This window comes from Sandarakinorhabdus sp., assembly GCF_051860625.1.
In the GTDB taxonomy this organism is placed as follows: domain Bacteria; phylum Pseudomonadota; class Alphaproteobacteria; order Sphingomonadales; family Sphingomonadaceae; genus Sandarakinorhabdus.
In genome coordinates this window covers 126,822-150,751 of sequence record NZ_JBHYDQ010000001.1, presented here as the reverse complement: position 1 = coordinate 150,751, position 23,930 = coordinate 126,822, and the positions used below count along the sequence as shown (strand labels likewise).

The window sequence follows — 23,930 nt, the reverse complement described above, 5'->3', positions numbered from 1 at the left end:
GGGTGGTCGTGCCACCCCACTTGCGCTAATCGCCGCGCATGGACCCTGCTCGCCTCGTCAATCGCCGCATCCTCGTCACTGGCGCCGCCCGCGGGCTTGGCCTGGCCATCGCGCAGCGCTGCGTGGCCGAAGGTGCCCATGTGATGCTCGCCGATGTGCTGCCGGACGGCGAAGCGCGGGCGACGGAACTGGGCGATGCTGCGGCGTTCATCGATTGCGACGTCACCAGCCGTGATGCCATCGCTGCAGCCATTGCTGCCACAGTCGCGCGCTTCGGCGGGCTGGATGGCCTGGTCAACAATGCCGGCATCGCGCCCAAGGGCGATATTCTTACCGAAACGCCCGAGCAATATGATCGCGTGATCGCCACCAACCTGACCGCCGCCTTCCACGCCACGCAATTGGCCGTGCCGCACATGCAGGCCGCGGGCGGCGGCGTGATCGTCAACATGTCCAGCGTCAACGCGCTGCTCACCATCCCGACACTGCTCGCCTATAATGTCGCCAAGGGCGGCCTGAACCAACTCACCCGCAACACCGCCGTGGCGCTGGCGCCGCACAGGATCCGCGTGGTCGGCATCGGGCCGGGCACCATCCTGACCGAACTGGCGAGGAACGCCGTGATGGCCGATGCCGCCGCGCGCATGCAGATCATGTCGCGCACGCCGCTGGGCCGCGCCGGTGAGCCAGAGGAAATCGCCGCCATCGCGGCCTTCCTGCTCAGCGACGAAGCCAGTTACATTACCGGCGAGACACTCTATGCCGACGGCGGCCGGCTTGCCCTCAACTATACCGTGCCTGTTGGAGATGATTCGTGATCGAAGCCGAATGGTGGGACTATGACGACGCCGAGGAGATGGCCGAAGCGGTCGCCGGCGATATTGCCTATATCATCAACCAGGCGTTGGAGGCGCGCGGCCGCGCCACGGTGGCCTTTCCCGGTGGCGCCACGCCATTGCCAGCGCTGAAGAAGCTGGCGGCGATGCCGATCGAGTGGGCGGATGTGACCATCATCCCCACCGATGATCGGCTGGTGCCGGTTACCGATCCACTGTCCAATGCCGGGATGCTCGCCAAGATTTTCCTGCCGAAGAAGGCGCGAGTCGTGCCGTTGACCGCCGGCGAGAGCGATCCGGTGATGGCTGGCCGCGCGGCTGATGAACGGCTGGCCGATCTGGAATTTCCGCTGGATGTCGCCTGGCTGGGGGTTGGCGAAGATGGCCACACTGCCTCGATCTTTCCGGGCCCGGATTTCGATGCCGCCATTGCCGGCCCGAAAGCGCGGCGGGCCATCGGGGTGCGTCCCGATCCGATGCCGGCCGAAGCGCCGGTGCCGCGCGTGACGTTGACCGGGCCGACTTTGGCCACCGCGCGCGTTGTCACGCTGGTGCTGAGCGGCCAGGCCAAGCGCCGGACGGTGGAACAGGCGATCAAGCAGGGCGCGTCGAGCCTGTTGCCGATCGGGCGCCTGCTCGCCGAGCTGGACATGGACATCGATATCCACTGGTGTGCCTGAAGACGCCGGCCGGCGCCGCGGACTTTTTTCTGTCATCTGGGCGGGGTAGGCGGGTAGGATGATGCGTTCGATCCTCTTGCCGCTGGTGATGTTGCTGATGGCTGCTGCTCCGCCCCCCAGAGACACAGCTGTGCCGGCGCCGCCGCCCGGGCCGCCGCTGATCATCGCGCATCGCGGCGCCAGTGCGGAGCGGCCGGAGCATACGCTGGCGGCGTACGAGCGCGCCATCGAACAGGGCGCCGATTTCATCGAGCCGGACCTGGTGCCGACCAAGGATCATCAGCTGGTGGCGCGGCACGAGAACGAGATTTCCGGCACCACCGATGTCGCAGCGCGCCCGGAATTTGCGGCGCGCAAGGCCACCAAGACCATCGACGGCGAGACGGTGACCGGCTGGTTCACCGAGGATTTCACCCTGGCCGAACTGAAGACGCTGCGCGCCCGGGAGCGCCTGCCGCAGTTGCGCCCGGACAATGCGGCCTTTGATGGCCAGTTCGAGATCCCGACGCTGGCGGAAATCATCACCTTGGCCAAGACGGCGTCGGCGCGCACCGGGCGCACGATCGGCATCTATCCCGAAACCAAGCACCCGAGCTATTTCCGCGGTCTGGGCCTGCCGATCGAGCCGGTGCTGCTGAAGGAACTGGCGGCGGCGGGCTGGAACACGGCCGACGCGCCGGTGTTCATCCAGAGTTTCGAGATCGACAATCTGAAGGTGCTCAAGGGCCAGACCGGCGTGCGCCTGATCCAGTTGCTGGCGCCGGCCGGGAAGTCTGCCGATGGCCATGATTATGCGGCGCTGGCGACGGCCGGCGGATTGCGGGGAATTGCCGCTTATGCGTTTGGCATTGGCCCGGAAAAGACGATGATCATAGCGCGCGATGCCGCCGGCAAATTGGGCGCGCCGACCAGCCTGGTGGCCAACGCCCATGCGGTGGGCCTGAATGTGCACCCCTGGACGTTCCGGCCGGAGAATTTCTTCCTGCCGGCCGACATGAAGGCCGGTACCGATCCACGGGGTCGCGGCGATGTGGAGGCGGAAATCCGCGCCTATCTGGCCGCCGGCATCGATGGCCTGTTCAGCGATTCGACCGCGGCGGCGGTCAGGGCACTGGCGCCGGCTGAACTGGCACCTGGGGCCAATCCAGCACGAAATTGATGTGCGCCGCGGCAATCGGCTTGTCGCGGCTGCCCTGCCAAACCTGCGCCTGCACATTCACCACGCGGCGGCCCAGCTTGGTGATGCTGGCAGTCGCGCGGCTTTCCGTGGCGGCGCCTTCGCGCATATAATCCACTGTCACCGTCACGGGGCGCACGCGCGGCAGCGCTTCGCCGTCGGGCTGGGCGGCGATCACGGTGAGCAGCCCGGCCAGTTCGAGCAGACCGGCAATCGCGCCGCCATGCAGCCGGCCCGGTGATCCGATCAGCGTGTCATCAAACGGCATGATCAGGTGCAGTTCGTCCCCGACCCGCTCGAACGACAGGTCGAGCAGCGCCGCATAGGGCAGCAGGTCGAGCCGGCCCGACGCGTTTTTCAGCGTGGCAGCAAGCAGCGGGCTGGTCATGCCATGCTGCCCTTCCAGCCTTCGGCCAGTTTCGATGGCGCAAACATGAAGGTGCCGGCCACATGCGCGATCGGATCGGCCGGATCGCCATCATGGGCGAGGCCGCGCACGAAGGCGATCTGGCGGGTCATGCGATAACATTCGCCGCGTGCGATGACCGTGGCTTGCGCACGGGGGGACCGCACATAATCGGTGCGCAAATCCAATGTCGCGTGCGGTTCGAAGGCGCCGCGGGCCAGCATCGATGCCATGCCCACCGCCGTGTCCATCAGGGTGAAGATCGGGCCGGACGCCCAGATGCCATGATCGGGATCGACCAGCAGGTGCGGCGCGAACGGCAGTTGCAGTTCCACCCAGTTTGTTCCGGCGGTGACGAAACGCAGGCCCAGCCGCTTGTTGTGCGGCACCCGGCCAACGAACGGCCCCATGAACTGGCCGACCTGATCGGCGAAGCTGGCGGTCATGCGGCGCTGCTTTTGGCGAGCGTATCGATACGGGCAATCATGGAGGCGAGGCCCTGCGTGCGATTGGACGACAGATGCTTCGACAGGCCGAGCCCGTCCAGCCGCGCCTTGATGGTGGCGCCGTCGATATCTTCGGGGTGGCGGCCATCGGCGAGCATCAGCACCAGCGCGACCAGGCCCTTGACGATGGCGGCATCGCTGTCGGCGGCAAAGCGCAGCACATCGCCATCCAGGCTGGGATGCAGCCACACCTGGCTGGCGCAGCCGCGCACCTTGGTGGCGTCGGTTTTCAGGGCGGGGTCCATCGCTGGCAGGGCCTGGCCCAGCGCGATGATCAACCGGTAACGGTCGTCCCAATCGTCGAAGGCTTCGAATTCGGCTTCGACATCATCGAAAGTGGTGATGGCCATGGCGCGTTTCCTTGCTGCCCATGGCCGGGCCGGTCAACCCCTGCGGCTTGCCGCAGGGGTGTCGTGATTCAAAGGTCCACACCCGCCGCAATGGCTTCCAGCTTGCGGATGCGTTCCTTCAGATCGGCCAGATCGATGCGCTGGCTGATTGCCGGCAGGTCTTCCCCAAACGGGCGGGCATCGAGTTCGCGGGTCTTCAGCTTCAGCCAGCCCGCCCAACTCCAGGCGGCCAGGCTGCCCAGCATGGCGATGCCGATCAAGGCGGCGCTGGACAGGATGAGCAGATATTCAACGGAAGGCACTGGCGGGGACATGGCAGCTTCCTTTCCTTTTCGGTCATTTGTCTTTGAGCGATTCGATTTCGTCGGCGAGGCGCTTGGCCGGATCGGTGGCGAGGCGCTCCAGCACCCGCAGCCGGTCGTTCAGCCGGGCAACCTCGGCCTGCAGGCGCAGATTTTCGGCACCGTCATCGGCGTGGGTTTTCAGGGTCTTGCGATTGTCCTTGCTGCCAAAGCGGGCTGACAGCACTTTCCCAATGGTGACGATCAACACGATCAGCACCACCATTTCAAACGGGTTCATGGCTTGGTCCTTTGTGGGGCCGCCGGGGGCAGCGGGCTCAATTCAGCTTCATGGTGCGCAATTCTTCGATTTCGGCGGCGAGCATGCTCGGCTTGTCGGTGGCGATGCGTTCCAGCACGGCCATGCGATCCTTGATGCTGCCCAATTCGGCACGCAGTTGGGCGTTTTCCTGGCTCAGCAGCCGGATGCGCTCCATCGCTTCGCCGCCGCCGTTGGGATACATCGGCTTGCCCCAACTGTTTTCCAGCGGGTAACCGTTTTTCACCTTCAACCAGGTGGTCGTCACCCAGCCGATCAGGCCGGTGACACCGAAGATCGCAGCCACCGGGGCCAGGGCTTCGATCATGATGGGATCCAGCGCCATCGGTCGGTCCTTCAGTTCAGTTGCTTGGGCGTGTCGCGCAGCGCTTCGATCTGCACCGCCAGCCCTTCGTTGCGATCGGTGACGATCCGGTTCAGCACGGCGACCCGTTCCTCCAGCGTCGCGATGCGGGCGGCATATTGCGCAGCCTGCTCGGCGGTGGCGTGGGCGGTCAGCTCCATCTGCTTTTCCTTCAGCTTGGCCCAGCGGTTGAACATGCCGCTCAGGATGCCGCCGGTGATGGCGATGATCGGGATCATCGTGCCGAAGATCGGGATCAGGTAACGGATATTGTCGTCCATTTGATCCTCCCTCAGCGCAGTTTTTCGATTTCGTCAGCCAATTGCCGGCTGTCGCTGGTGACATAATATTCCAGGTCACGCAGGCGGCGGTCGGCATCGCGGAACTGGGCGTTCACGTCGCGCAGGGTGCGCTTGGGCGCCACCCGCACATCGCGCCAGAATTCCACACGTTCCGGGCTCTGGTCATACAGCGTATTGGGCTTGGCATTGGCGATCCAGCCGATGGCCAGATAGGCCAGGATGGTCGAGCCACCGCCCAGGATGGTGCCGACGGCAAAACCGATGCGGACCAGCGTGACATCCCAGCCGAAATAATCGGCGATGCCCGCGCAGACGCCCAGCAGCTTGCCGTTGCGCTTGTCGAGGTAGAAACGGGTGCGACTGGCAGACATGATGTTCTTCCCTGTTGGCCGGGCCGCAGTGCGCCCCTGGCGATGCGCGCCTCAGCGCGCCGCTTTGGCGATCACGCCGATGAGCAGATAGATGAGGACGGGCGATCCGAAGCCGAACAAGGCGGCAGCCACAAAGCCGATGCGGATCAGCGTGACATCCCAGCCGAAATAGTCGGAGATCCCGGCGCAAACGCCCATGATCTTGGCATCGGATTTGTTGAGGAGAAATTGGCGGCTCATCTTGGGCCTCCTTCAGGCTGTGCCGTCAGCGGAGCTGGCGGCGTTGCTCGGAAAGATCGGTCACCCGATTGTCTTTCCAGTTGGGGTTTTCCGCGGCCACGATGCGCTCCACGCTTTCGAGGCGCTGATCGAGGCGGCGGGCGAGTTCGTGCAGTTCATCGAGCAGGGCTTCATCCTGGCTGGAAATGCCGGTCTGGCTTTTCCACTTGGTCAGATAATGGAGGATCAGGCCAGGCAAGCCGATGAACAACATGCCGACGATGGCGACGGGAACGATGATGTCTTCCATGGCGATCAGCCCTCCGTCTTGCCGAGGCGCGCCTTCATGGCGGCCAGTTCGGCGTCCACTTCGTCGTTGGTCTGCAGCGATGCGAATTCATCGGCCAGGCTGCGCACGTCGCCCGGGCCGGAGAGGCCCAGCGCATCGGCGCGGCCTTCGGCCATGTCGGCGCGGCGTTCGAGCACTTCGAAGCGGCTGAAGGCTTCTTCCACGCGCGGCCCGCGGATCATCTCGCGCAACCTGGAGCGCTGGGTGGCGCTTTCGATGCGGTTGATCAGCGCGTTCTGGCGGGACCGGGCTTCGCGCAGCTTGCTTTCCAGCTTGGCGATGTCGGCCTCGTTCAGAGCCAGCGTTTCATTGAGCAGATCGACCTCGGCCTGCGTCGTGTCGATGAAGGCCTTGGCCTTGTTCTTCTCGGTCAAGGCGGCCTTGGCCAGGTCTTCGCGGCCTTTCGACAGCGCCAGTTCGGCCTTGTCCTGCCAGTCCTGCACGGCCTGGTTGGCCTTGATCATCGCGCGCTTCATTTCCTTTTGATCGGCGATGGTGCGGGCGGCAGAGGCGCGAACTTCCACCAATGTTTCCTCCATCTCCATGATGATCATGCGGATCATCTTGGCCGGGTCTTCAGCCCGGTCGAGCAGGTCGGTCACATTGGCTGCGATGATATCGCGGGTTCGCGAGAAAATGCCCATCGGTCGTATCTCCAGAAATTCGAATTTGTTGGTCGGGGCCGGTTCCGTTGATTGATAAAGTGCTGGGGGGCGGTGCACTGGAACCAAGGCCCCGACCATCGCCGCGTTGGTCACGCAACGATATCGCTGTTTGTGGTCGGCGTCACCAGTGCGGGGGCAGTGGCGGCGGCGATGAAGGTGGTGCCGATCAGGACGGTGGCGAGCACCGCGATCAGGTTGCGGCTGAGATTGTGGAACATGGTCATTGGGGGTCTCCTTGCTATGACTGTGGCGGCGGGTGCCGCTCATGCCAGATGTATTGCAGGGGTCGTGCCAAGTGGGCTTTCCCCGCCAAGTGCTTGAAAAATATGGAAGCGCCCTGGGGTGCGGCAAATAGTTTCATGTGGGAATTGCCAAGAGTTGGGAATTCATGCCAACTCTTGCGCATGGCTGCTCCGGCGCAGATGATCGGCACTTCGCTCAGCTTTCTCGATGCGGTCGAGAAGGCGTCGGCGGCGGCTGCACTCAACCGCCCGGTGCTGGTGATCGGGGAGCGCGGCACCGGCAAGGAACTGATCGCCGACCGCCTGCACCGCCTGTCGCCGCGCTGGTCGCAGACATTGGTTTCGCTGAACTGCGCGGCACTGCCGGAAAATCTGATCGATGCCGAATTGTTCGGTTATGAAGCCGGCGCCTTCACCGGCGCACAGCGGGCACGCGCCGGACGTTTTGAAGATGCCGACGGCGGCACGCTGTTTCTCGATGAGATCGGCACATTGTCGAGCCAGGCGCAGGAGCGATTGCTGCGCGTGGTGGAATATGGCGAGCTGTCGCGGCTGGGTTCGAACAAGCTGATCAGCGTCGATGTGCGGCTGGTCGGTGCCACCAACGAGGATTTGCCGGCGATGGTCGAGCAGGGGCGGTTTCGCGCCGATCTGCTCGATCGGCTGAGCTTCGAGGTGATCACGCTGCCGCCGCTCCGAGAGCGTGCCGAGGATATCGACATGCTGGCATCGCATTTCGCGCGGCGGATGGCGGCCGAGCTGGGCTGGCCGCGTTTTCCCGGCTTTTCAGCGCGGGTGCAGGAGCAGCTGATCAGTTGGCACTGGCCGGGCAATGTGCGTGAGCTGAAGAATGTCGTGGAGCGGGCGCTGTACCGCTGGGGCGATGCGGACCGGCCGATCGGGCAGTTGGTGATCGATCCGTTCGAATCGCCGTGGCGGCCCAAGCCCTCGAAAACGTCGCAGCGGGCCGCGGCGGTGACGAACGGTGGCGATGCGTCGGCCGAGCCCTGTGACGTGCCCCCGCCGAAACTGGACAGCATCACCGACCTGCGCGGTGCGGTGGCAATTTATGAAAAGCAGATACTGGAATGTGCGCTGGAAAAACACCGGCACAATCAGCGGCGGACGGCGGCCGGGCTGGGCCTGACCTATGACCAGTTGCGCCATGCGCTGCGCCGGCATGACCTGCTGGGGGAGTGATCAGTCCAGCTTGACGCCGTGCCTGGCCAACAATGGCGCCTGCGCCATGGTGAAGGCGAAGATGGCGATGGTCACGCCCCACACCTTGAAGCTGAGCCAGTCATCATAGCTGAGCAGCCGCCGCGCCGCTTCGTTGGCGCCGAGCAGGGCGATGAACATCAGCGCCCAGTTGCGGGTGAGCAGGCGCCAGCCGCGTTCGGACAGGCCGGGCAGCGCGTCGCCCATCACCAGTTGCAGGGTCGGCCGGCCAGTGGCCAGGCCGCCGAGCAGCAGCGCGGCAAACGCGCCATAGATGATGCTGGGCTTGAGCTGGATGAAGGCCTTGTCCTGCAGCCAGATGGTGAGGCCGCCAAACAGCACGACGATGATCGTGGTGAAGATCATTGCGGCCGGCAGGTGGCGTGTCTTGGCGTAATGCCAGATGGCGGCGAGCAGCGACGCGAGGATGAACACGCCGGTGCCAACCACGGCGCTGGCGACTTCGGCATCGGCCAGGCCGGGCAGATCGCCCCGCTCGAACAGAGTCTTGCCGGCCTTGCTGGCGGCAAAGAACAGCAGCAGCGGGCCGAAATTGATAACCATGCTGCTGGTGGTGGACAGTTTCGGGCGATCATTCTGCATGGCGCTGGCCATAGCCGGATTTCGGGCGTGCGTCACCCGGGTGCAGGGGGTGACGAAGCCGGGCCGAGCCGGTAAGCCAAACGCCGTGGTGGAACCGCTCGTTCTTGAAAATCTCGCGTGCCGGCGCGGCGGGCGGCTGTTGTTCGAAGGCCTGTCGGCGCGCGTCGAACCGGGCGGGGCGCTGCTGCTGACCGGGCGCAACGGCGCCGGCAAATCATCCCTGTTGCGGTTGCTCGCCGGCCTGCTGCGTGCCGAGGCTGGCGATGTGCGCGGCGGCGGCCGGCGCGCCTTTCTGGGGCATGACGTGGCGTTGAAGCCGCGGCAAAGCCTGGGCCGTGAACTGGAATATTGGGCGCGGCTGGATGATGGATTGGCGCGGCTGCCGGCGGCGATGGCGGCGATGAATGTCGCGGCCTTGGCCGATGTGCCCTGCCGGCATCTGTCCAGCGGCCAGCGCCGCCGCGCCGGGCTGGCGCGGGTGCTGTCGGCGGGTGCCGATTGCTGGTTGCTGGATGAACCGACGGCGGGGCTCGACACGGCATCGGCGGCGTTGCTGGCAACCGCCATGGCGGCGCACCGCGCGGCTGGCGGACTGGTGGTGGCGGCGGTGCATGGCGATATCGGCCTGGCTGATGCCGCCGAAGTGCGGATCGGCTGATGTTCCTGGTTCTCGTGCGCCGTGATCTGTTGCTGATCGCCCGGTCGCCGGCGCTGTGGCTGCCGGTGATGTTCTTCGTGCTGGCCGCTGCGCTGTTTCCGTTTGCGGTCGGCCCCGATGCGCGGCTGCTGGCGCGGATCGCGCCGGGGATCATCTGGGTGTCGGCGCTGCTGGCGGCGCTGCTGCCGGTGGAAACCCTGCTGGCGCCCGACGTGGAGGATGGCAGCATCGACCAACTGATCGCGCGCGGCATTGCGCTGGAACTCGTGTGTGCGGCGCGCATCCTGGCGCATTGGGTTGGCTTTGCGCTGCCCTTGCTGGCCGCGCTGCCGGTGGTTGGCGTGCTGCTGGGCATGAACAGCGATGATGGCTTGCGCATCGGCCTGGCGCTGCTGCTCGGCACGCCGGCGCTGGCCAGCCTGGCGGTGGTGGCCGCGGCGTTGACCGCGGGCTTGCGCGGCGGCGGCGCGCTGGCCGGGTTGATCGTGCTGCCGCTGGCGCTGCCGGTGCTGATCTTTGGCGTGGGATCGGATGTGGCTGGCGCGTTTCGCCTGTTGGGTGCGGCCAGCCTGGTGGCACTGGCTGTCGGGCCGTTCGCTGCGGCAGCCGCCCTGAAACCGGATTGAGACAGCCGGATTGAACCGTCGCGGCCGCCCGCGGTTGTTCCGGAACCGACCTTGTGACATATTGCAATTTGGTATCTGTGAAGGGAATTTTCGATGCGTGTTCTGCCCGTTGCCACTTTGGCTGCTGCCCTGTTGACCGCTGCCTGCGGTGGCAGCGACAAGGCCGCTGAAGCGCCGGTCGCCACCGAAACCACGACCACCGAAACCATCACCACCGAAACCACCGCTACCGAAGCGGCCACCACGGAAGCCGCCGGCACCGAAACAGCCGGCGCGGCCCCTGCGGCAACGGCCGTCAGCTACAGCTCGCTCACGGGTGATGCCGCCAAGGGCGAGAAGCTGTTTGCGCAGTGCAAGGCCTGCCATGTCGTGGAAGAAGGCAAGAACCGCGTCGGCCCGTCGCTGTATGGCGTGGTTGGACGCACCGCCGGCACCGTTGCCGGCTACACCTACAGCAAGGCCAACAAGGAAAGCGGCGTCGCCTGGAGCGAGGACGTGCTCTTCACCTATCTCGAAGCGCCGCAGAAGTTCATGCCGGGCACCAAGATGGCCTTTGGTGGCCTGAAGCAGCCGCAGGATCGCGCGGACGTGATTGCCTATCTGAAAACGAACGGCTGATTTCGTCTCACATCATTGTGCCCGGTCGGCTTGCTGACCGGGCATTTTTTGTGCTCAAAATGGGCTGTTCAGTTCGACAATCGCCCGATTGAGCATCGCCGCAAAACTTACCCACGCCAGATAGGGCAGCAGCAGCAGCGACGCCGGGCGCGATACACGCCAGGTGACGACGATCAGCGCGGCGATGCTGCTCCAGAGAATGCCGACTTCCAGCGCGGCATAATCCGGCCGGTGCATGCGGAAGAACAGGAAACTCCATAGCAGGTTGAGAAAGCCGTTCAGCGCGAACAGGCCGATGATTGCCTCGCCGCCGCCGCGGGTGCGCGTCGCCATCCACGCCGTCACGCCCGACATCGTGCACAGCATGAAGATCACCGTCCACGCCGGGCCGAACAGCCAGGTGGGCGGCGCCCATTCGGGCTGCACCAGCGCCTGGTACCAGGGGCCGATATCGGTGATCGTCGCGCCCACCGCCGCCGTGAAGCTGGCAGCAACGGCGGCAATGGCGCCGGGCAGTACCCAGCGTGCGGCGGCGGTTTCGGACAAACGAGTCTTCTGGCGGGCCATGGGGCTCAGCCCTCCCTCAACCCCGCCGGATCACACCTGGGCGCGCTTGCCGGCCTTGTTGCCTTCGCGCACGCCGCCGCCCGACAATATGCCGGTTACCAGTTGCACGCTGTCCTTCAGGAAAATCTTGACGTGGGCCAGCGGCTTCTTGCGCGCCAGTTCCTTGTTCATATAGGCTTCCCAGGTCAGCTGCTGGATATCCTTGTCCATGCACAGCTTCACGAACTTCTCGCGCATCGTGTCGCTGCGATACCACCACCATTGCATGATGCCGAGCACGCGGAACACGGTGCCGTGCGCCTTCATGAAGCGCTTGCGGGCGAGGCCCAGCTTGGCGGGATCGCCGCTCTTCACGGCTTCGGCGGCGGCCGCAGCCGCTTCGCGCCCAGCGGTCATCGCATAGAAAATGCCTTCGCCGCTGGCCGGGGCCACGGTCCCTGCGGCGTCCCCTGCCACCACCACGTCCTTGCCATTATCCCACTTCTTGCGCGGGCGCAGCGGGATGGGCGCGCCTTCGACCCGCACCGTCTTGCAGGTTTCCTCGCCCAAGCCGAGCTCTTCGCGCAGTTTGGTGACCGCCTTGCGCAGTTCGAAACCCTGCACGGCGCTGCCGGTGCCGATGCTGGTCTTGTTGCCGTGCGGGAATACCCAGGCATAGAAATCCGGGCTGTGCTTGCCCTGATAGAACACGTCGCAGCGATCGCCTTCGAAGCCCTTGAACCCTTCCGGCGGGCTTTCCACGACTTCGTGATAGGCGGCGACGAACGGCAGTTTCTCTTCGGGCAAGGCGGCGCGCGCGACAGCCGAATTGCAGCCATCACAGCCGATCAGCATCTTGGTGCGAACCTTGATCGGATCGCTGCCACGCGGCGCGCCCTTGGGGCGGTAGGACACGATGGCGGTGCCGTCCGCATCGCGTTCCAATGCTTCGAAACTGCCGTCGCGGCGATCGGCGCCGTTCTTTGCAGCCCGCGCGCGCAGCCACTCATCGAACACGTCGCGATCGACCATGCCGACCCAGCCACCTTCGCCCACCGGCATATCGACCTTGCGATCCTGCGGGCTGATCATGCGGGCGCTGTTGGCGGTGGTGCACAGCAGGTCCAGCGGCACGTCGAAATCCTTCAGCAGGCGCGGCGGCACGGCACCGCCGCACGGCTTGATGCGGCCCATGCGATCGAGCAGCATCACCTTGAAACCCTGCAACGCCAGATCATTGGCGGCCGTGGCACCCGAAGGGCCACCGCCGACCACCACCATGTCGAATTGTTCGGTCATGCTCCAAAGCCCTTCATGCTAACGCCTCCTGCTGTGTCGGCCTGCCCGCCGGGTTCATGTTGTCATTCAATCGCAAAGCGATCACCGCCGCCACCAGAAACAGCACGGCTTCGGCCGCAAACACAAGCTCAAATGCCTGTGCTGTCTCGGCAACGATGCTGCGCAGGCCATCGACAGCGATGGCGCCGGCAAAGCCGCCGATGCCGAACGCCGAAGCCTGCGCTGCGCCCCACAGGCCCATGCGGATACCTTCATGGCCCGGACCACCTCTGCCGGCCAGTTCCAGCATCGAACCGATCGCGGCGACCGCGAACATGCCGTTGGCAAAGCCCAGCGCCGCCACATTCAGCTCCAAAGGCCAGCCCGGCCCGGCGCGCGCCGCCATCGCCAGCAAGGCCAATGCCGCAGCAGATGCCACACAGCCGATGACGATCCAGCGCTTGAGACGCATACCCGCCTTCCCGCCAAACGCATGACCGCCCACGCCGACCAGGATCATGCCGGCGAGCACGCCCTGGTGCTGCACGCCCGACAGGCTGGTCGATTGGCCCGGCGTCATGCCGAAGATCAGGCCGGCGAACGGTTCGAGGATCAGATCCTGCATCGAATAGGCCAGCATCGAGAAGAACACGAAGATGCTGAACAGGCGGGTCAGCGGATCGTGCCAGATGCCGCGCAGCGCTTCGCCGAACGGCGCGGTGTCGCGCTTGGCTTCGGCTTGTGGCACGCCTTCGACGCCCCACACCGCGATGCAGGTGAGGGCGAAGGCGACCGCGACAACCCCTGCCGCCACGGCGACCAACCGCTGCGGCGAGAAGGGATCGAGCAGGCTGCCGGCGACTCCGGCCGAAATGACGATGCCGACGATCATCATGATCCAGGTCAGGCTGGCCGCTGCGGGCCGGCGCGGCTCGGCGGTGCGGCTGGCAAGCAGCGCCAGCAGCGAGGTGCCGGAAGCGCCAACGCCAATGCCGATCATCGCATAGGCCAGCACCAACAAGCCAAGCACCGGCCAGAACGGGCCGTTCAACAACGTGGTGGCAAAGGTCGCCAGCACGCCGCCGCCACCGAGCACGGCCATGCCGCCAATGATCCATGGCGTGCGCCGCCAGCCGGCATCGCTGCCATGGCCCCATTTCGGGCGGGATAGCTGTACGCCGTAATGAAAGGCCACCAGTCCGGCCGGCAATGCCGCGGCGGTGGCATATTCGACGACCATGATGCGATTGAGCAGGCTGGACGCCAGCATGACGATGGCGCCGAGCGCACTCTGCACAAGGCCCAGCCGCGCGATGCCGGCCCAACCGAGGTAAGCAGGTGCACTCATACGATCACCGACAGGCCAAAGGCGGATGTGAGCATGCCGAGCACATAAAGCGTGGTGCCGGTGGCGTTGTAGAACGGCGCGTTGGCCGCCGGCGCGGCCAGCACGCGCTGCATCAGCACCACCTGCATGGAAAGGGAAAATGCCACCATCGCCGATGGCCAGTGCAGCCCCCAGCGCGCCAGCAGGATGATCACCACCACCTGTGGCAGCGCCATCGTCCAGCAGGCGATTTCGGCGGCGTTGCGCTCCCCGATCTGCACCGGCAGCGAATTGACGCCGGATTGGGCGTCGCCCTTCACCGCCTTGAAATCATTCAGCACCATGATGCCGTGCGCGCCCAGCGCATACATGCACAGCACCCAGATGATGCGGCTGTCAGGGATGCCGCCCGCCATCACCGCAGCACCGGTGAACCAGGTGACGCCTTCATAGGCGGCGGCGCAAACCAGCGGCCCCAGCCAGCCGTTGGCCTTGAAACGCAGCGGCGGCGCCGAATAGGACCAGGACATGGCGAGGCCCACCACGGTCGCCCAGCCCACCACCGGCCCGAGCAGGAAGCCGACAACCAGCGAGATGATGCTGCCGCCAATCGCGATGCCCAGCCCCCAGCGGCCGGGGATGCGGCCCGACGGGATCGGGCGCTGCGGTTCGTTGATGGCATCGACATGGCGATCGAACCAGTCGTTGATCGCCTGGCTGTTGCCACACACCAGCGGCCCGGCCAGCAGCATGCCGGCGATCAGCAGCCCCCAGCGGTCGGCCAGCGGCACGCCTGATGACACCACGCCGCACATGAAGGCCCACATCGGCGGGAACCAGGTGACAGGCTTGAGCAATTCCAGCACGTCGCGCGGCCGCGGCACACTGCGCGGCGCGGCATCGGCGGCAATCGGGGGCGGCACATGTTCCATTGCGGCAAACTAGTCGCGTGGCGGGAAAGGCGTCAACGCTGCTTGACACTTATGCCTGCAACCAAATGCCACTGCGACAGGGGCTCAATCGATATCGGCGCTGTTTTCGCCCAGATTGCCCAAGCCGTGCCGGTGCAGTTTGGAATAGAGGCTCTGCCGCGACAGGCCGAGAATCTCGGCTGCCGATGCGCGGTTGTCGGCGGAATAGATCAGCGCCGCTTCGATGCACATGCGCTCGATCAGATCGGTCGATTCGCGCACGATTTCCTTCAATGGCACGCGGCCGACCATGTCGGTCAACTGGCTGATCGACAGCGCCGGCTGGCCGGCCGTGGCGGCGGCGCGCGGCGCCGGGCGGATGGCAAAGCCATGGTGGCGTTCATGGGCGTCGCCCGAGGACACGGCGGAGACTTCAACGGCTTCGCCTTCGCCCACGTTGGGGTGTGCGTGGCCGGGCCGCACCAGCGTGGTGAAGCCGCGCACCAGCCCATGCTGGCGCAAGGCGGCAAGCAGCACACCCAGATCCAGCCCCGGCCGGCCGACAAAGCGCCCGATCGGCTGGCCGACCAGATCCTTGTGGCGAGCCAGGCCTACCAGATCAAGGAAGGCGCCATTGCCGGCGACGATATCGAACTGGTCGTCGGTGACCACAAACGCGTCGGGCAGGCGTTCCAGCCCGTCGGCCAGATGCTCCCGGAAATGGTCGGTCACCGAATCCAGCGGGCTCATTCTGAGCAGCAGGCGGGTGTCGCGATCCTGACGGAACAGGGTTGCCGACAGCGCCCAGGCCTTGCCATCGGCCAGCCGCAAGCGGACCGGACCCGGCTGGTCGCTCGCCGTGAGCGCGCCCAGCGCCGCCAGCGTGGCGTCATGATCATTGGGATGGACCAGCGCGGCAAAACCATGGCCAATCAACGCGCTGGCAGACAGGCCGGTGGCGCGGCGGGCGGCCAGATTGGCATCTGCCACGCGACGGGTGGCAGCATCGATGATGAACATCGCTTCTTCGGCGCTGTCGAACAACAGGCGCTGCCGCGCTTCGAGTTGGCGCAGCCGCATCGCATCACGTTCGTTGACCTGCTGGGCGCGCGCCAGCCGCTGCTCCAACGTGGCGGCGGCGCGGCGGTCGCGGGCGATGGCCAGCCGGCAGCCTTCGGGCAACGGCAAGCTCAGCCATTTCAGCGGCAATTCACCATCACGGCTGCCATGGCTGACATCATGCCAGACGGGCGCCGCGTCATCGCCGAGCAGGGCAGTGATCTGGTTCTGGCTGGCCGCGAGCGCGGTCTCTGCCCAATATTGGCCGCGCCAGCCGGCCACATCGTCGGGGCTGATATCGCCGCTGCCGATCTGCAGATCCTGGATGCGGCCGTCTGGATCAACGACCAGCACCAGATCAGCCGCCGCCAGCACCGCGGCGAGCGCAGTGTCGGGCCGGCTGGCGACAAGAGCGGCAAGATCGATCATATCGTCGCCGAGCAGAGCGTTGATGCTGCTGAAATAATTGGCATCCATTGCCGATCCGGTCCGGCCCCTCAGTGATTCCCTGTTGTCGGGAGCTCCCCGGACGGCGTTCGGCCAGCCAAAAGGTGCCCGCCAACAAATTCAGCCCAACCCCATATCGCGCCGATTTTTCCGGCATGGGCAGGGCAAGGCTGACGCGACATGCTGCCACAGGCTATGCTACAGCGCGGTTTGACGCAACTGGTTGTTCACGGGCAATTTTGCCGAGTGAATTGCAGACATTACCTTAGCGTAATACGCTAACTGGCCTGAGAGTGGCTTGCGGAGTCGTCAGGCTGGCTTGACGGTTGTGACTGACACGCCGGCATGACAGTTGCGCCGCAAACGCGGTTGACAGGCAAAGGCCGGGTGATAGGGTTTTCGTCCAAGGGCTTGAGGGGTTGAAGGCTTGTCATCGGCATCGTCATCATTGGGGTCGGCAGCGGGGTCAGCCTCGTCGGGGCGTCCGTTGTACACGCCCGAAGAACGGGTGCGGCGGGACAGCAGCAAATGGACCCTGGTGCAGGGCCTGCTGGCGCCGGTGCAGTTCCTGATTTTCGGGGTCAGCCTGTATCTCGTGCTGGATTATCTGAACACCGGCCGCAATTATGAATGGGCCGTCTGGTCGGTCGTCGTCAAGACGATGGCGCTCTATACAATCATGATTACAGGCGCGATCTGGGAAAAGGTCGTGTTCGGGCAATATCTGTTCCACGAGAGCTTTTTCTGGGAAGATGTGTTCTCGATGCTCGTCATCGTTTTGCATTCATTATATCTGTTCGGGTTGTTCACTGGCATTGCCGATGAGGGCGTGCTGTTTGCGACTGCGCTTGCAGCCTATTTGGCCTATGTGATCAATGCGGCGCAGTTCATCTGGAAACTGCGCCAGGCCCGGCTTTCGGCGCCAGCCGTGGTTCAGCCGGTTGCCGCTGACGATAGCGCCGACGCCCCGCTTGCGATTGCGCGGGCGGCATGAGCGTGACTGGTCCTCTGCCGGGCTGCGACGCCCCGCCGGTGGGTGTGGATGGCATCCTGCGGGAACGTGGCCAGCGCGAAGTGTTCTGCGGCCTGACTGGCATCATCTGGTTGCACCGCAAGATTCAGGATGCGTTCTTCCTGGTGGTCGGCAGCCGCACCTGCGCGCACCTGCTGCAATCGGCGGCTGGCGTGATGGTGTTTGCCGAGCCGCGCTTTGGCACGGCCATCATCGAGGAAAAGGACCTCGCCGGTCTTGCGGATGCCAATGAGGAGCTTGACCGGGTGGTTACCCGGCTGCTGGCACGGCGGCCGGATATCCGCATGCTGTTCCTGGTCGGATCCTGCCCGTCCGAAGTCATCAAGCTGGATCTGAGCCGGGCGGCGCAGCGACTCAACAAGAATTTCATGCCGCAAGTGCATGTGCTGAACTACAGCGGCAGCGGCATTGAAACCACCTTCACGCAAGGTGAGGATGCCTGCCTGGCCGCGCTGACACCTGACCTGCCGTTCACCGACGAGCAGCAGTTGATGATTGTCGGCAGCCTGCCGGATATCGTCGAGGATCAACTCACCCGGCTGCTCGTTGATCTGGGGATTCCCAAGGTGGTGTCGCTGCCGGCGCGGCGGGCCGGGCAGATGCCGGCGGTTGGTCCCAACACAAGATATCTGCTGGCGCAGCCGTTTCTGGCCGAAACCGGGGTGGCGCTGGACAAGCGCGGCGCGGTGCATCTGCCAGCGTTGTTTCCGTTCGGCGCCGAAGGCACGACGGCCTGGCTGCATGCCGCCGCCCAGGCTTTCGCGGTGCCGGAGTCGCGCTTCGAACACGTCATTGCGAGCCCAAGGGAACGCGCTCGCAAGGGGTTGGCGCTGTATCGGGAACGCCTGGCCGGCCGCCGCATCTTCTTCATGCCGGACAGCCAGCTAGAAGTCCCGCTGGCGCGGTTCCTTGCGGGTGAACTCGGCATGGAATTGATCGAGGTCGGCACGCCTTACTTGCACAAGGGCCATTTGATCGACGAACTGGCCGCTTTGCCGCCGGGCACGATGATTTCGGAAGGGCAGGATGTCGAAAAGCAGCTCGATCGCGTGCGTGCCTCCCGGCCTGACCTCACTGTCTGTGGCCTGGGCCTCGCCAATCCGCTGGAGCGCGAAGGCCTGACGACGAAATGGGCCATCGAGCTCGTGTTTTCGCCGATTCACGGCTATGATCAGGCCGGTGACTTGGCCGAATTGTTCGCCCGCCCGCTTCACCGCCGCGATCTGTTGAGGGTCTAGGCCATGCAGTTGACCGTCTGGACCTATGAAGGCCCGCCCCATGTCGGGGCGATGCGTGTCGCGACGGGCATGAAGCAGTTGCATTATGTGCTGCACGCGCCGCAGGGCGATACTTATGCCGATCTGCTGTTCACGATGATCGAGCGGCGGGATCATCGCCCGCCGGTGAGCTACACGAGTTTTCAGGCGCGCGATCTGGGCAGCGATACCGCCGAATTGTTCAAGACAGCAGCGCGCGAGGCCTATGATCGGTTCCGCCCCCAGGCGATGATCGTTGGCGCCAGTTGCACCGCCGAACTGATCCAGGATGATCCGGCCGGGCTGGCGGCGACCATGGGGCTTGATTGCCCGATCATCCCGCTCGAATTGCCAAGCTACAGCCGCAAGGAAAATTGGGGCGCGTCGGAAACCTTCTATCAGATCGTGCGCGGGCTGGCGGACAAGGGCCGCAAGCCGCTGCCGGCGGTGGATGCCGCTGGCCCGCGCCGGCCGCTGGCCAATATATTGGGGCCAACGGCGCTGGGCTTTCGCCACCGCGATGATGTGGCGGAAATCACCAAGTTGCTGAACGAACTGGGCATCGATGTGCGGCTGGTGGCGCCGCTGGGCGCGACGCCGGCCGATATCGTTGCGATTGGGGAGGCGGATTTCAACATTTGCCTTTATCCTGAAATCGCCGCGCAGGCCTGCAGTTGGCTGGAGCGGACGTTCCGCCAGAAAACCGTGCGCACCGTGCCGATCGGGCTGAATGCGACGCGCGAATTCGTGGCCGAGGTGTGTGCGGCGGCCGGCATCCCGGTGCCCGATGATCTGAACCAGGGCCGCATGGGCTGGTGGTCCCGATCCATCGATTCGACCTATCTGACCGGCAAACGCGTCTTCATCTTCGGCGATGGCACGCATGCCGTGGCGGCGGCGCGGGTGGCGAGCGAGGAACTGGGCTTCAAGGTCGTTGGGCTTGGTTGCTACAACCGCGAATTCGCCCGCGAAGTGCGCGCCGCGGCCGAGAAATATGGTGTCGAGCCGCTGATCACCGATGATTATCTTGCCGTTGAGGAGGCCATCGAGGCCGCCTCACCGGAACTGGTGCTCGGCACCCAGATGGAACGCCATATCGCCAAGCGGCTGCGGCTGCCCTGCGCGGTGATTTCGGCGCCAGTGCATGTGCAGGATTTCCCGGCGCGCCACAGCCCGCAAATGGGCTTCGAAGGTGCCAATGTGCTGTTCGACACTTGGGTGCATCCGCTGGTGATGGGGCTGGAGGAGCATCTGCTCACCATGTTCCGCGACGATTTCGAATTTTCCGATGCCGCCGGCGCCAGCCATCTTGGTCATGCCCCAGCCGCGCCGCTCCCCGCCTCTTCAGGGGAGGGGCCGGGGGTGGGGAACGCCGTGCCAACCGCGACCATGGTGGCCGAAGCACCTGCCGTCACCCAGGCCGCCGCCGAGCCCGGCGGCTGGACCGCCGAAGCCCTTGCTGAACTTGGCAAGATCCCGTTTTTCGTGCGTGGCAAGGCCCGCCGCAACACCGAACGCTATGCCGCTGAACTCGGCATCGTCACCATCACCCGTGATACCTTGTACGAGGCAAAATCCCATTATGCGCGCTGACACCCCGCCTTCGAAGCAGGACCGGCCCGATCATTGCCATGTCGTGATCATCACGCTGGACAATCATTTGTCGGGCGCCATCGATCGCGCCCGGGTGCGCTTTCAGAAGGCTGGCATGCCGGTGTCGATCGGTTTCCACGCCGCGGCCGATTGGGACAAGCCGGGCACGCTGGATGCCACCCGCGCCGACATCGCGCGCGCCGATATCGTCGTGGTGACGATGCTGTTCCTCGATGAACAGATCCGCATGATCAAGGATGCGCTGACCGCCCGCCGCGAGGATTGCGACGCGATGGTCTGCCTGATGAGCCAGTCCGATGTCGTGAAGATGACGCGGATGGGCGATTATCGCATGGATGCGCCGCCCAAGGGCCCGCTGGGCTGGCTGAAGAAATTGCGCGGCACCTCCAAGGATGGCGCGCCGAACAGCGGCGCCGCGCAATTGGCGGTGCTGCGCCGCCTGCCCAAGCTGCTGAAGTTCGTGCCCGGCACTGCGCAGGATGTGCGCGCCTATTTCCTCACGCTGCAATATTGGCTGGCCGGCAGCGACGACAACGCCTTCCAGATGATTTCGGCGCTTGTTGATCGTTATGCCGCCGGCCCGCGCAAGGGCTTGCGCGGCAAGGCCAAGGTGGAAGCGCCGCAGGAATATCCGGAAGTCGGTGTTTATCACCCCGATCTGCCGCAACGCATGTCCGAGCATCTGGCCGATCTGCCTTGGAAACAGGGCGCGGTCGGCACGGTGGGCGTGCTGATGTTGCGGTCCTATGTGCTGGGCAAGGACGCCAATCATTATGACGGCGTGATCCGCGCGCTGGAGGCCAAGGGCCTGAATGTGATCCCGGCGTTTGCCGGCGGGCTCGATCAGCGGCCGGCGATCGAGACGCTGATGATGAAGGATGGCCGCGCGACGGTCGATGCGGTGATCAACTTGACCGGATTCAGCCTGGTCGGCGGGCCGGCCTACAGCGATGCAAAATCGGCCGAGGAAATCCTCACCAAGCTCGATCGGCCCTATATTTCGGCGCATCCGGTGGAATTCCAGACGCTGCAGCAATGGGGCGCCAACCGCCAGGGTCTGCTGCCGCTGGAAGCCACCATCATGATCGCCATCCCCGAACTGGATGGCGGCACCCAGCCGATGGTGTTTGGCGGCCGCAGCGACTCCAGCGGCGAAGCCTGCACCGGCTGTTCGCGCGCCTGCACCTGGTCACCATCGGATGGCGTGCGCGCCATGCAGTCCTGCCCGGAACGCGCCGAAGCGCTGGCCGACAAGATGGTCAAGCTGGTGCAATTGCGCCGTGCCGCCAACAAGGATCGCAAATTGGCGGTGGTGCTGTTCAACTTCCCGCCCAATGGCGGCGCGGCGGGTACCGCGCAGTTCCTTGCCGTGTTCGATTCTCTGCACCGCACGCTGATCCGGTTGAAGGCCGAAGGCTATGATGTCGAAGTGCCGGCCGATTCCGATGAAGTGCGCCGCCGGGTGATCGAAGGCAACGCGATGCAATATGGCCAGGAAGCCAATGTGCATGCCTTCGTGCCAGCCGAAACCATCGTGGCCACGGAGCCTTATCTGGCCGAAATCGAAAAGGAATGGGGCCCGGCACCGGGCAAGTTCCAGTCCGACGGCCGCAACGTGCTGATCACCGGCGCGCAGTTCGGCAACATGTTCGTCGGCATCCAGCCGGCCAATGGCTATGAATCCGATCCGATGCGGCTGCTGTTCGATGGCCGCTTTGCACCGACCCATGCCTTCATGGCCTTCTACCGCTGGATCCGGAATGATTTCGGCGCGCACGCGGTCATCCACTGGGGCACACACGGCAGCCTGGAGTTCATGCCCGGCAAACAGACCGGCATGACCATGAGCTGCTGGCCGGAGCGGATCATTCAGGATTTGCCCAACATCTATCTTTATGCCGCCAACAACCCTTCCGAAGGTGTGCTCGCCAAGCGGCGCTCTGGGGCGACGTTGGTGTCGTACCTGACCCCGGCCTTGACCAATTCGGGCCTGTACAAGGGCCTGTCCGATATCAAGGCCAGCGTCGATCGCTGGCGCTCCACCGAGCCGGGCAGCCCGGAATTGGTGGGCCTGGAAGAAATTATCGCCGAACAGGCCGCTGCCATGGATCTGGATGGCAGCGATGTGTCGAAGCTTGCCGCCAAGCTCTATGAGATCGAGCAGGAATTGATCCCGCAGGGTCTGCACGTGTTTGGCGACGCGGAAAGCGAAGACGCCCGCATCGACATGCTGTTGGCCAGTGCCCAGGCGCGCGGTGAAATCATCGATCGCGACACCGTCGAAAAGCTGATTCACGGCCGCATTGTGCCCAACACGCCAACCTTGCGCGAACTGGTCAATCTCAACGCCGCGCTGTCGGTCAATCACGAGATGAACGGGCTGATCCGCGCGCTTGACGGCCGCTATGTGCCGCCGGTGGCCGGTGGCGACATCCTGCGCGATCCGGAGATTTTGCCGACCGGGCGCAACATTCACGGCTTCGATCCGTTCCGGCTGCCGTCGGCCTATGCCTGCAAGGATGGTGCGGCGCAGGCGCAGCGCATCCTCGATCGCGCCCTGGAAGACGCCGGCAAGCTGCCGGAAACCGTCGCCATGGTGCTGTGGGGCACGGACAATCTGAAATCTGAAGGCGCGCAGGTCGCGCAGGCGATGGCGCTGATGGGGGCCAAGCCGCGGTTCGACAGCTACAACCGGCTGGCGGGTGCAGAGCTGATCCCGCTGGAAACCCTCGGCCGCCCGCGCATCGATGTGCTGGTGACCATGTCCGGCGTGTTCCGCGATCTGCTGCCGCTGCAGACCAAGATGCTCGCCGAAGCCGCGCTGCTGGCCTCTGAAGCCGATGAGCCGGGCCATCTGAACTTCATCCGCAAGCACAGCCTCGTCTATCTGGAAGAGCATGGCTGCGACATGGCCACCGCTTCGCTGCGCGTCTATTCCAACGCCGAAGGTGCGTACGGCGCCAACGTCAACCTGTTGATCGACAGCGCCGGCTGGACCGACCCCAACGAGCTGGCCGACGTCTATGAAAAGCAGAAAGGCTATGCCTATGGCGTCGATGGCAAGCCCAAGCGCCAGCCCGGCCTGCTCGCCAGCGCGCTGAAGACGGTGGACTGCGCTTATCAGAATCTCGAAAGTGTCGAACTCGGCATCACCACCATCGATCAATATGTCGATACGCTGGGCGGCATCAGCCGCGCGGTGACGCGCGCCAAGGGCGGCGAATCGGCGCCGGTTTACATTGGTGACCAGACGCAAGGGTCCGGCAAGGTGCGCAGCTTGCAGGAGCAGGTGGCGCTGGAAACCCGCACCCGCACGCTCAACCCGGTGTGGATCGAAGCCCAGCTGAAATATGGCTATGAAGGCGTGCGCCAGGTCGAAGCCGCGGTGACCACCACCATGGGCTGGTCCGCCACCACCGGCCAGGTCGATCCCTGGGTATACAGCCGCATCAGCGAGACCTATGTTCTGGACGATGCGATGCGGCAGCGCATTGCCGAGATGAACCCACGTGCTGCCGCCAAGATTGCCAACCGGCTGATCGAAGCAGCGGATCGCCAATATTGGCAGCCCGATGCCGAGACGCTGGCCGCGCTTTATGCGGCCACCGATGCGATCGAAGACCAACTAGAAGGTGTTGCGCCTGCCGGTTCGCTGGCCGCGTGAGGAGA

At 64.8% G+C, this 23,930-nt stretch carries 29 protein-coding genes; 11 read left to right on the top strand and 18 right to left on the bottom strand.

Features of this window, described 5'->3' with window-relative positions; genetic code table 11:
* The first annotated feature begins 38 nt into the window (after nt 1-38).
* Genes ACTIEZ_RS00725 through ACTIEZ_RS00715 form a run of 3 tightly spaced genes read left to right on the top strand, consistent with a single transcriptional unit; the run spans nt 39 to nt 2,675 of the window.
* On the top strand, nt 39-818 hold the full coding sequence (locus ACTIEZ_RS00725; protein WP_439544724.1) for an SDR family NAD(P)-dependent oxidoreductase: 780 nt from the start codon (nt 39-41) through the stop codon (nt 816-818).
* Nucleotides 815-1,516: a 6-phosphogluconolactonase gene (gene pgl, locus ACTIEZ_RS00720; RefSeq protein WP_439544723.1), complete on the top strand. Its 702-nt coding sequence runs from the start codon at nt 815-817 to the stop codon at nt 1,514-1,516. Before ACTIEZ_RS00725 ends, pgl begins: the two co-directional genes overlap by 4 nt.
* 58 nt (nt 1,517-1,574) lie before the next feature.
* Nucleotides 1,575-2,675: a glycerophosphodiester phosphodiesterase gene (locus ACTIEZ_RS00715; protein WP_439544722.1), complete on the top strand. Its 1,101-nt coding sequence runs from the start codon at nt 1,575-1,577 to the stop codon at nt 2,673-2,675.
* Here the strand turns inward: ACTIEZ_RS00715 and ACTIEZ_RS00710 are convergent.
* The 12 genes from ACTIEZ_RS00710 to ACTIEZ_RS00655 all read right to left on the bottom strand — a co-directional run bounded on the left by ACTIEZ_RS00710 (nt 2,620) and on the right by ACTIEZ_RS00655 (nt 7,049).
* A complete protein-coding gene (locus ACTIEZ_RS00710; RefSeq protein WP_439544721.1) occupies nt 2,620-3,081 on the bottom strand; it encodes a PaaI family thioesterase in 462 nt (153 codons plus the stop codon). The two genes, ACTIEZ_RS00715 and ACTIEZ_RS00710, sit on opposite strands and share 56 nt — an antisense overlap.
* A complete protein-coding gene (locus ACTIEZ_RS00705; protein ID WP_439544720.1) occupies nt 3,078-3,545 on the bottom strand; it encodes a PaaI family thioesterase in 468 nt (155 codons plus the stop codon). The genes ACTIEZ_RS00710 and ACTIEZ_RS00705 overlap by 4 nt, the downstream gene beginning before the upstream one ends.
* The gene (locus ACTIEZ_RS00700) at nt 3,542-3,955 is read right to left on the bottom strand and encodes a SufE family protein (protein WP_439544719.1); all 414 of its coding nucleotides are present in this window, start codon (nt 3,953-3,955) and stop codon (nt 3,542-3,544) included. Before ACTIEZ_RS00700 ends, ACTIEZ_RS00705 begins: the two co-directional genes overlap by 4 nt.
* 68 nt (nt 3,956-4,023) lie before the next feature.
* Complete coding sequence (locus ACTIEZ_RS00695) at nt 4,024-4,269, bottom strand: hypothetical protein (protein ID WP_439544718.1); 246 nt, start codon at nt 4,267-4,269, stop codon at nt 4,024-4,026.
* A gap of 22 nt (nt 4,270-4,291) precedes the next feature.
* Nucleotides 4,292-4,537, bottom strand: a complete 246-nt coding sequence (locus ACTIEZ_RS00690; protein ID WP_439544717.1) for a hypothetical protein — start codon at nt 4,535-4,537, stop codon at nt 4,292-4,294.
* A 37-nt stretch (nt 4,538-4,574) separates the two neighbouring features.
* On the bottom strand, nt 4,575-4,901 hold the full coding sequence (locus ACTIEZ_RS00685; RefSeq protein WP_439544716.1) for a hypothetical protein: 327 nt from the start codon (nt 4,899-4,901) through the stop codon (nt 4,575-4,577).
* 11 nt (nt 4,902-4,912) lie between these two features.
* Nucleotides 4,913-5,200, bottom strand: a complete 288-nt coding sequence (locus ACTIEZ_RS00680) for a hypothetical protein (protein ID WP_439544715.1) — start codon at nt 5,198-5,200, stop codon at nt 4,913-4,915.
* 11 nt (nt 5,201-5,211) lie between these two features.
* On the bottom strand, nt 5,212-5,592 hold the full coding sequence (gene pspC, locus ACTIEZ_RS00675; RefSeq protein WP_439544714.1) for an envelope stress response membrane protein PspC: 381 nt from the start codon (nt 5,590-5,592) through the stop codon (nt 5,212-5,214).
* Nucleotides 5,593-5,643: 51 nt separating this feature from the next.
* Complete coding sequence (locus tag ACTIEZ_RS00670) at nt 5,644-5,832, bottom strand: PspC domain-containing protein (RefSeq protein WP_439544713.1); 189 nt, start codon at nt 5,830-5,832, stop codon at nt 5,644-5,646.
* A gap of 25 nt (nt 5,833-5,857) precedes the next feature.
* Nucleotides 5,858-6,121 carry an envelope stress response membrane protein PspB gene (gene pspB / locus ACTIEZ_RS00665; RefSeq protein ID WP_439544712.1) on the bottom strand — a complete coding sequence of 88 codons (264 nt, stop codon included), beginning with the start codon at nt 6,119-6,121 and terminating at the stop codon, nt 5,858-5,860.
* 5 nt (nt 6,122-6,126) lie between these two features.
* Nucleotides 6,127-6,804 (bottom strand): phage shock protein PspA, encoded by a 678-nt coding sequence (gene pspA / locus ACTIEZ_RS00660; protein WP_439544711.1) that lies wholly within the window; start codon nt 6,802-6,804, stop codon nt 6,127-6,129.
* 110 nt (nt 6,805-6,914) lie between these two features.
* Entirely contained in the window at nt 6,915-7,049 is a 135-nt protein-coding gene (locus ACTIEZ_RS00655) for a hypothetical protein (protein WP_439544710.1), read from the bottom strand.
* A gap of 180 nt (nt 7,050-7,229) precedes the next feature.
* Here ACTIEZ_RS00655 and pspF point away from each other — a divergent pair, with 180 nt between their 5' ends.
* Nucleotides 7,230-8,267 (top strand): phage shock protein operon transcriptional activator, encoded by a 1,038-nt coding sequence (gene pspF / locus ACTIEZ_RS00650; RefSeq protein ID WP_439544709.1) that lies wholly within the window; start codon nt 7,230-7,232, stop codon nt 8,265-8,267.
* Here the strand turns inward: pspF and ACTIEZ_RS00645 are convergent, their stop codons facing one another.
* The gene (locus ACTIEZ_RS00645) at nt 8,268-8,849 is read right to left on the bottom strand and encodes an inner membrane-spanning protein YciB (protein WP_439544708.1); all 582 of its coding nucleotides are present in this window, start codon (nt 8,847-8,849) and stop codon (nt 8,268-8,270) included.
* On the opposite strand from ACTIEZ_RS00645, the gene ccmA reads away from it, so the two are divergent.
* The 3 genes from ccmA to ACTIEZ_RS00630 all read left to right on the top strand — a co-directional run bounded on the left by ccmA (nt 8,839) and on the right by ACTIEZ_RS00630 (nt 10,790).
* The gene (ccmA, locus tag ACTIEZ_RS00640) at nt 8,839-9,546 is read left to right on the top strand and encodes a heme ABC exporter ATP-binding protein CcmA (protein ID WP_439544707.1); all 708 of its coding nucleotides are present in this window, start codon (nt 8,839-8,841) and stop codon (nt 9,544-9,546) included. The genes ACTIEZ_RS00645 and ccmA overlap by 11 nt on opposite strands.
* Nucleotides 9,546-10,172, top strand: coding sequence for a heme exporter protein CcmB (ccmB, locus tag ACTIEZ_RS00635; RefSeq protein ID WP_439544706.1), 627 nt, complete (start codon nt 9,546-9,548; stop codon nt 10,170-10,172). The genes ccmA and ccmB overlap by 1 nt, the downstream gene beginning before the upstream one ends.
* A 93-nt stretch (nt 10,173-10,265) precedes the next feature.
* Complete coding sequence (locus ACTIEZ_RS00630) at nt 10,266-10,790, top strand: c-type cytochrome (RefSeq protein WP_439544705.1); 525 nt, start codon at nt 10,266-10,268, stop codon at nt 10,788-10,790.
* A gap of 54 nt (nt 10,791-10,844) precedes the next feature.
* Here ACTIEZ_RS00630 and ACTIEZ_RS00625 read toward each other — a convergent pair whose 3' ends face one another.
* The 5 genes from ACTIEZ_RS00625 to ppsR form a co-directional block, all read right to left on the bottom strand.
* The gene (locus tag ACTIEZ_RS00625; protein ID WP_439544704.1) at nt 10,845-11,357 is read right to left on the bottom strand and encodes a TspO/MBR family protein; all 513 of its coding nucleotides are present in this window, start codon (nt 11,355-11,357) and stop codon (nt 10,845-10,847) included.
* Between the two features lie 30 nt (nt 11,358-11,387).
* Nucleotides 11,388-12,635: a geranylgeranyl diphosphate reductase gene (locus ACTIEZ_RS00620; protein WP_439544703.1), complete on the bottom strand. Its 1,248-nt coding sequence runs from the start codon at nt 12,633-12,635 to the stop codon at nt 11,388-11,390.
* Between the two features lie 13 nt (nt 12,636-12,648).
* Nucleotides 12,649-13,962: a BCD family MFS transporter gene (locus ACTIEZ_RS00615; RefSeq protein WP_439544702.1), complete on the bottom strand. Its 1,314-nt coding sequence runs from the start codon at nt 13,960-13,962 to the stop codon at nt 12,649-12,651.
* The gene (chlG, locus tag ACTIEZ_RS00610; RefSeq protein ID WP_439544701.1) at nt 13,959-14,873 is read right to left on the bottom strand and encodes a chlorophyll synthase ChlG; all 915 of its coding nucleotides are present in this window, start codon (nt 14,871-14,873) and stop codon (nt 13,959-13,961) included. Before chlG ends, ACTIEZ_RS00615 begins: the two co-directional genes overlap by 4 nt.
* 84 nt (nt 14,874-14,957) lie before the next feature.
* Nucleotides 14,958-16,388 carry a transcriptional regulator PpsR gene (gene ppsR / locus ACTIEZ_RS00605; RefSeq protein ID WP_439544700.1) on the bottom strand — a complete coding sequence of 477 codons (1,431 nt, stop codon included), beginning with the start codon at nt 16,386-16,388 and terminating at the stop codon, nt 14,958-14,960.
* Between the two features lie 457 nt (nt 16,389-16,845).
* Here ppsR and bchF point away from each other — a divergent pair, with 457 nt between their 5' ends.
* Genes bchF through ACTIEZ_RS00585 form a run of 4 tightly spaced genes read left to right on the top strand, consistent with a single transcriptional unit; the run spans nt 16,846 to nt 23,925 of the window.
* Nucleotides 16,846-17,352: a 2-vinyl bacteriochlorophyllide hydratase gene (bchF, locus tag ACTIEZ_RS00600; protein WP_439544699.1), complete on the top strand. Its 507-nt coding sequence runs from the start codon at nt 16,846-16,848 to the stop codon at nt 17,350-17,352.
* Nucleotides 17,349-18,629, top strand: coding sequence for a ferredoxin:protochlorophyllide reductase (ATP-dependent) subunit N (locus tag ACTIEZ_RS00595; RefSeq protein ID WP_439544698.1), 1,281 nt, complete (start codon nt 17,349-17,351; stop codon nt 18,627-18,629). Before bchF ends, ACTIEZ_RS00595 begins: the two co-directional genes overlap by 4 nt.
* Nucleotides 18,630-18,632: 3 nt before the next feature.
* The gene (gene bchB, locus ACTIEZ_RS00590) at nt 18,633-20,240 is read left to right on the top strand and encodes a ferredoxin:protochlorophyllide reductase (ATP-dependent) subunit B (RefSeq protein WP_439544697.1); all 1,608 of its coding nucleotides are present in this window, start codon (nt 18,633-18,635) and stop codon (nt 20,238-20,240) included.
* Nucleotides 20,230-23,925: a magnesium chelatase subunit H gene (locus tag ACTIEZ_RS00585; protein ID WP_439544696.1), complete on the top strand. Its 3,696-nt coding sequence runs from the start codon at nt 20,230-20,232 to the stop codon at nt 23,923-23,925. The genes bchB and ACTIEZ_RS00585 overlap by 11 nt, the downstream gene beginning before the upstream one ends.
* The last annotated feature ends 5 nt before the right edge of the window (nt 23,926-23,930 follow it).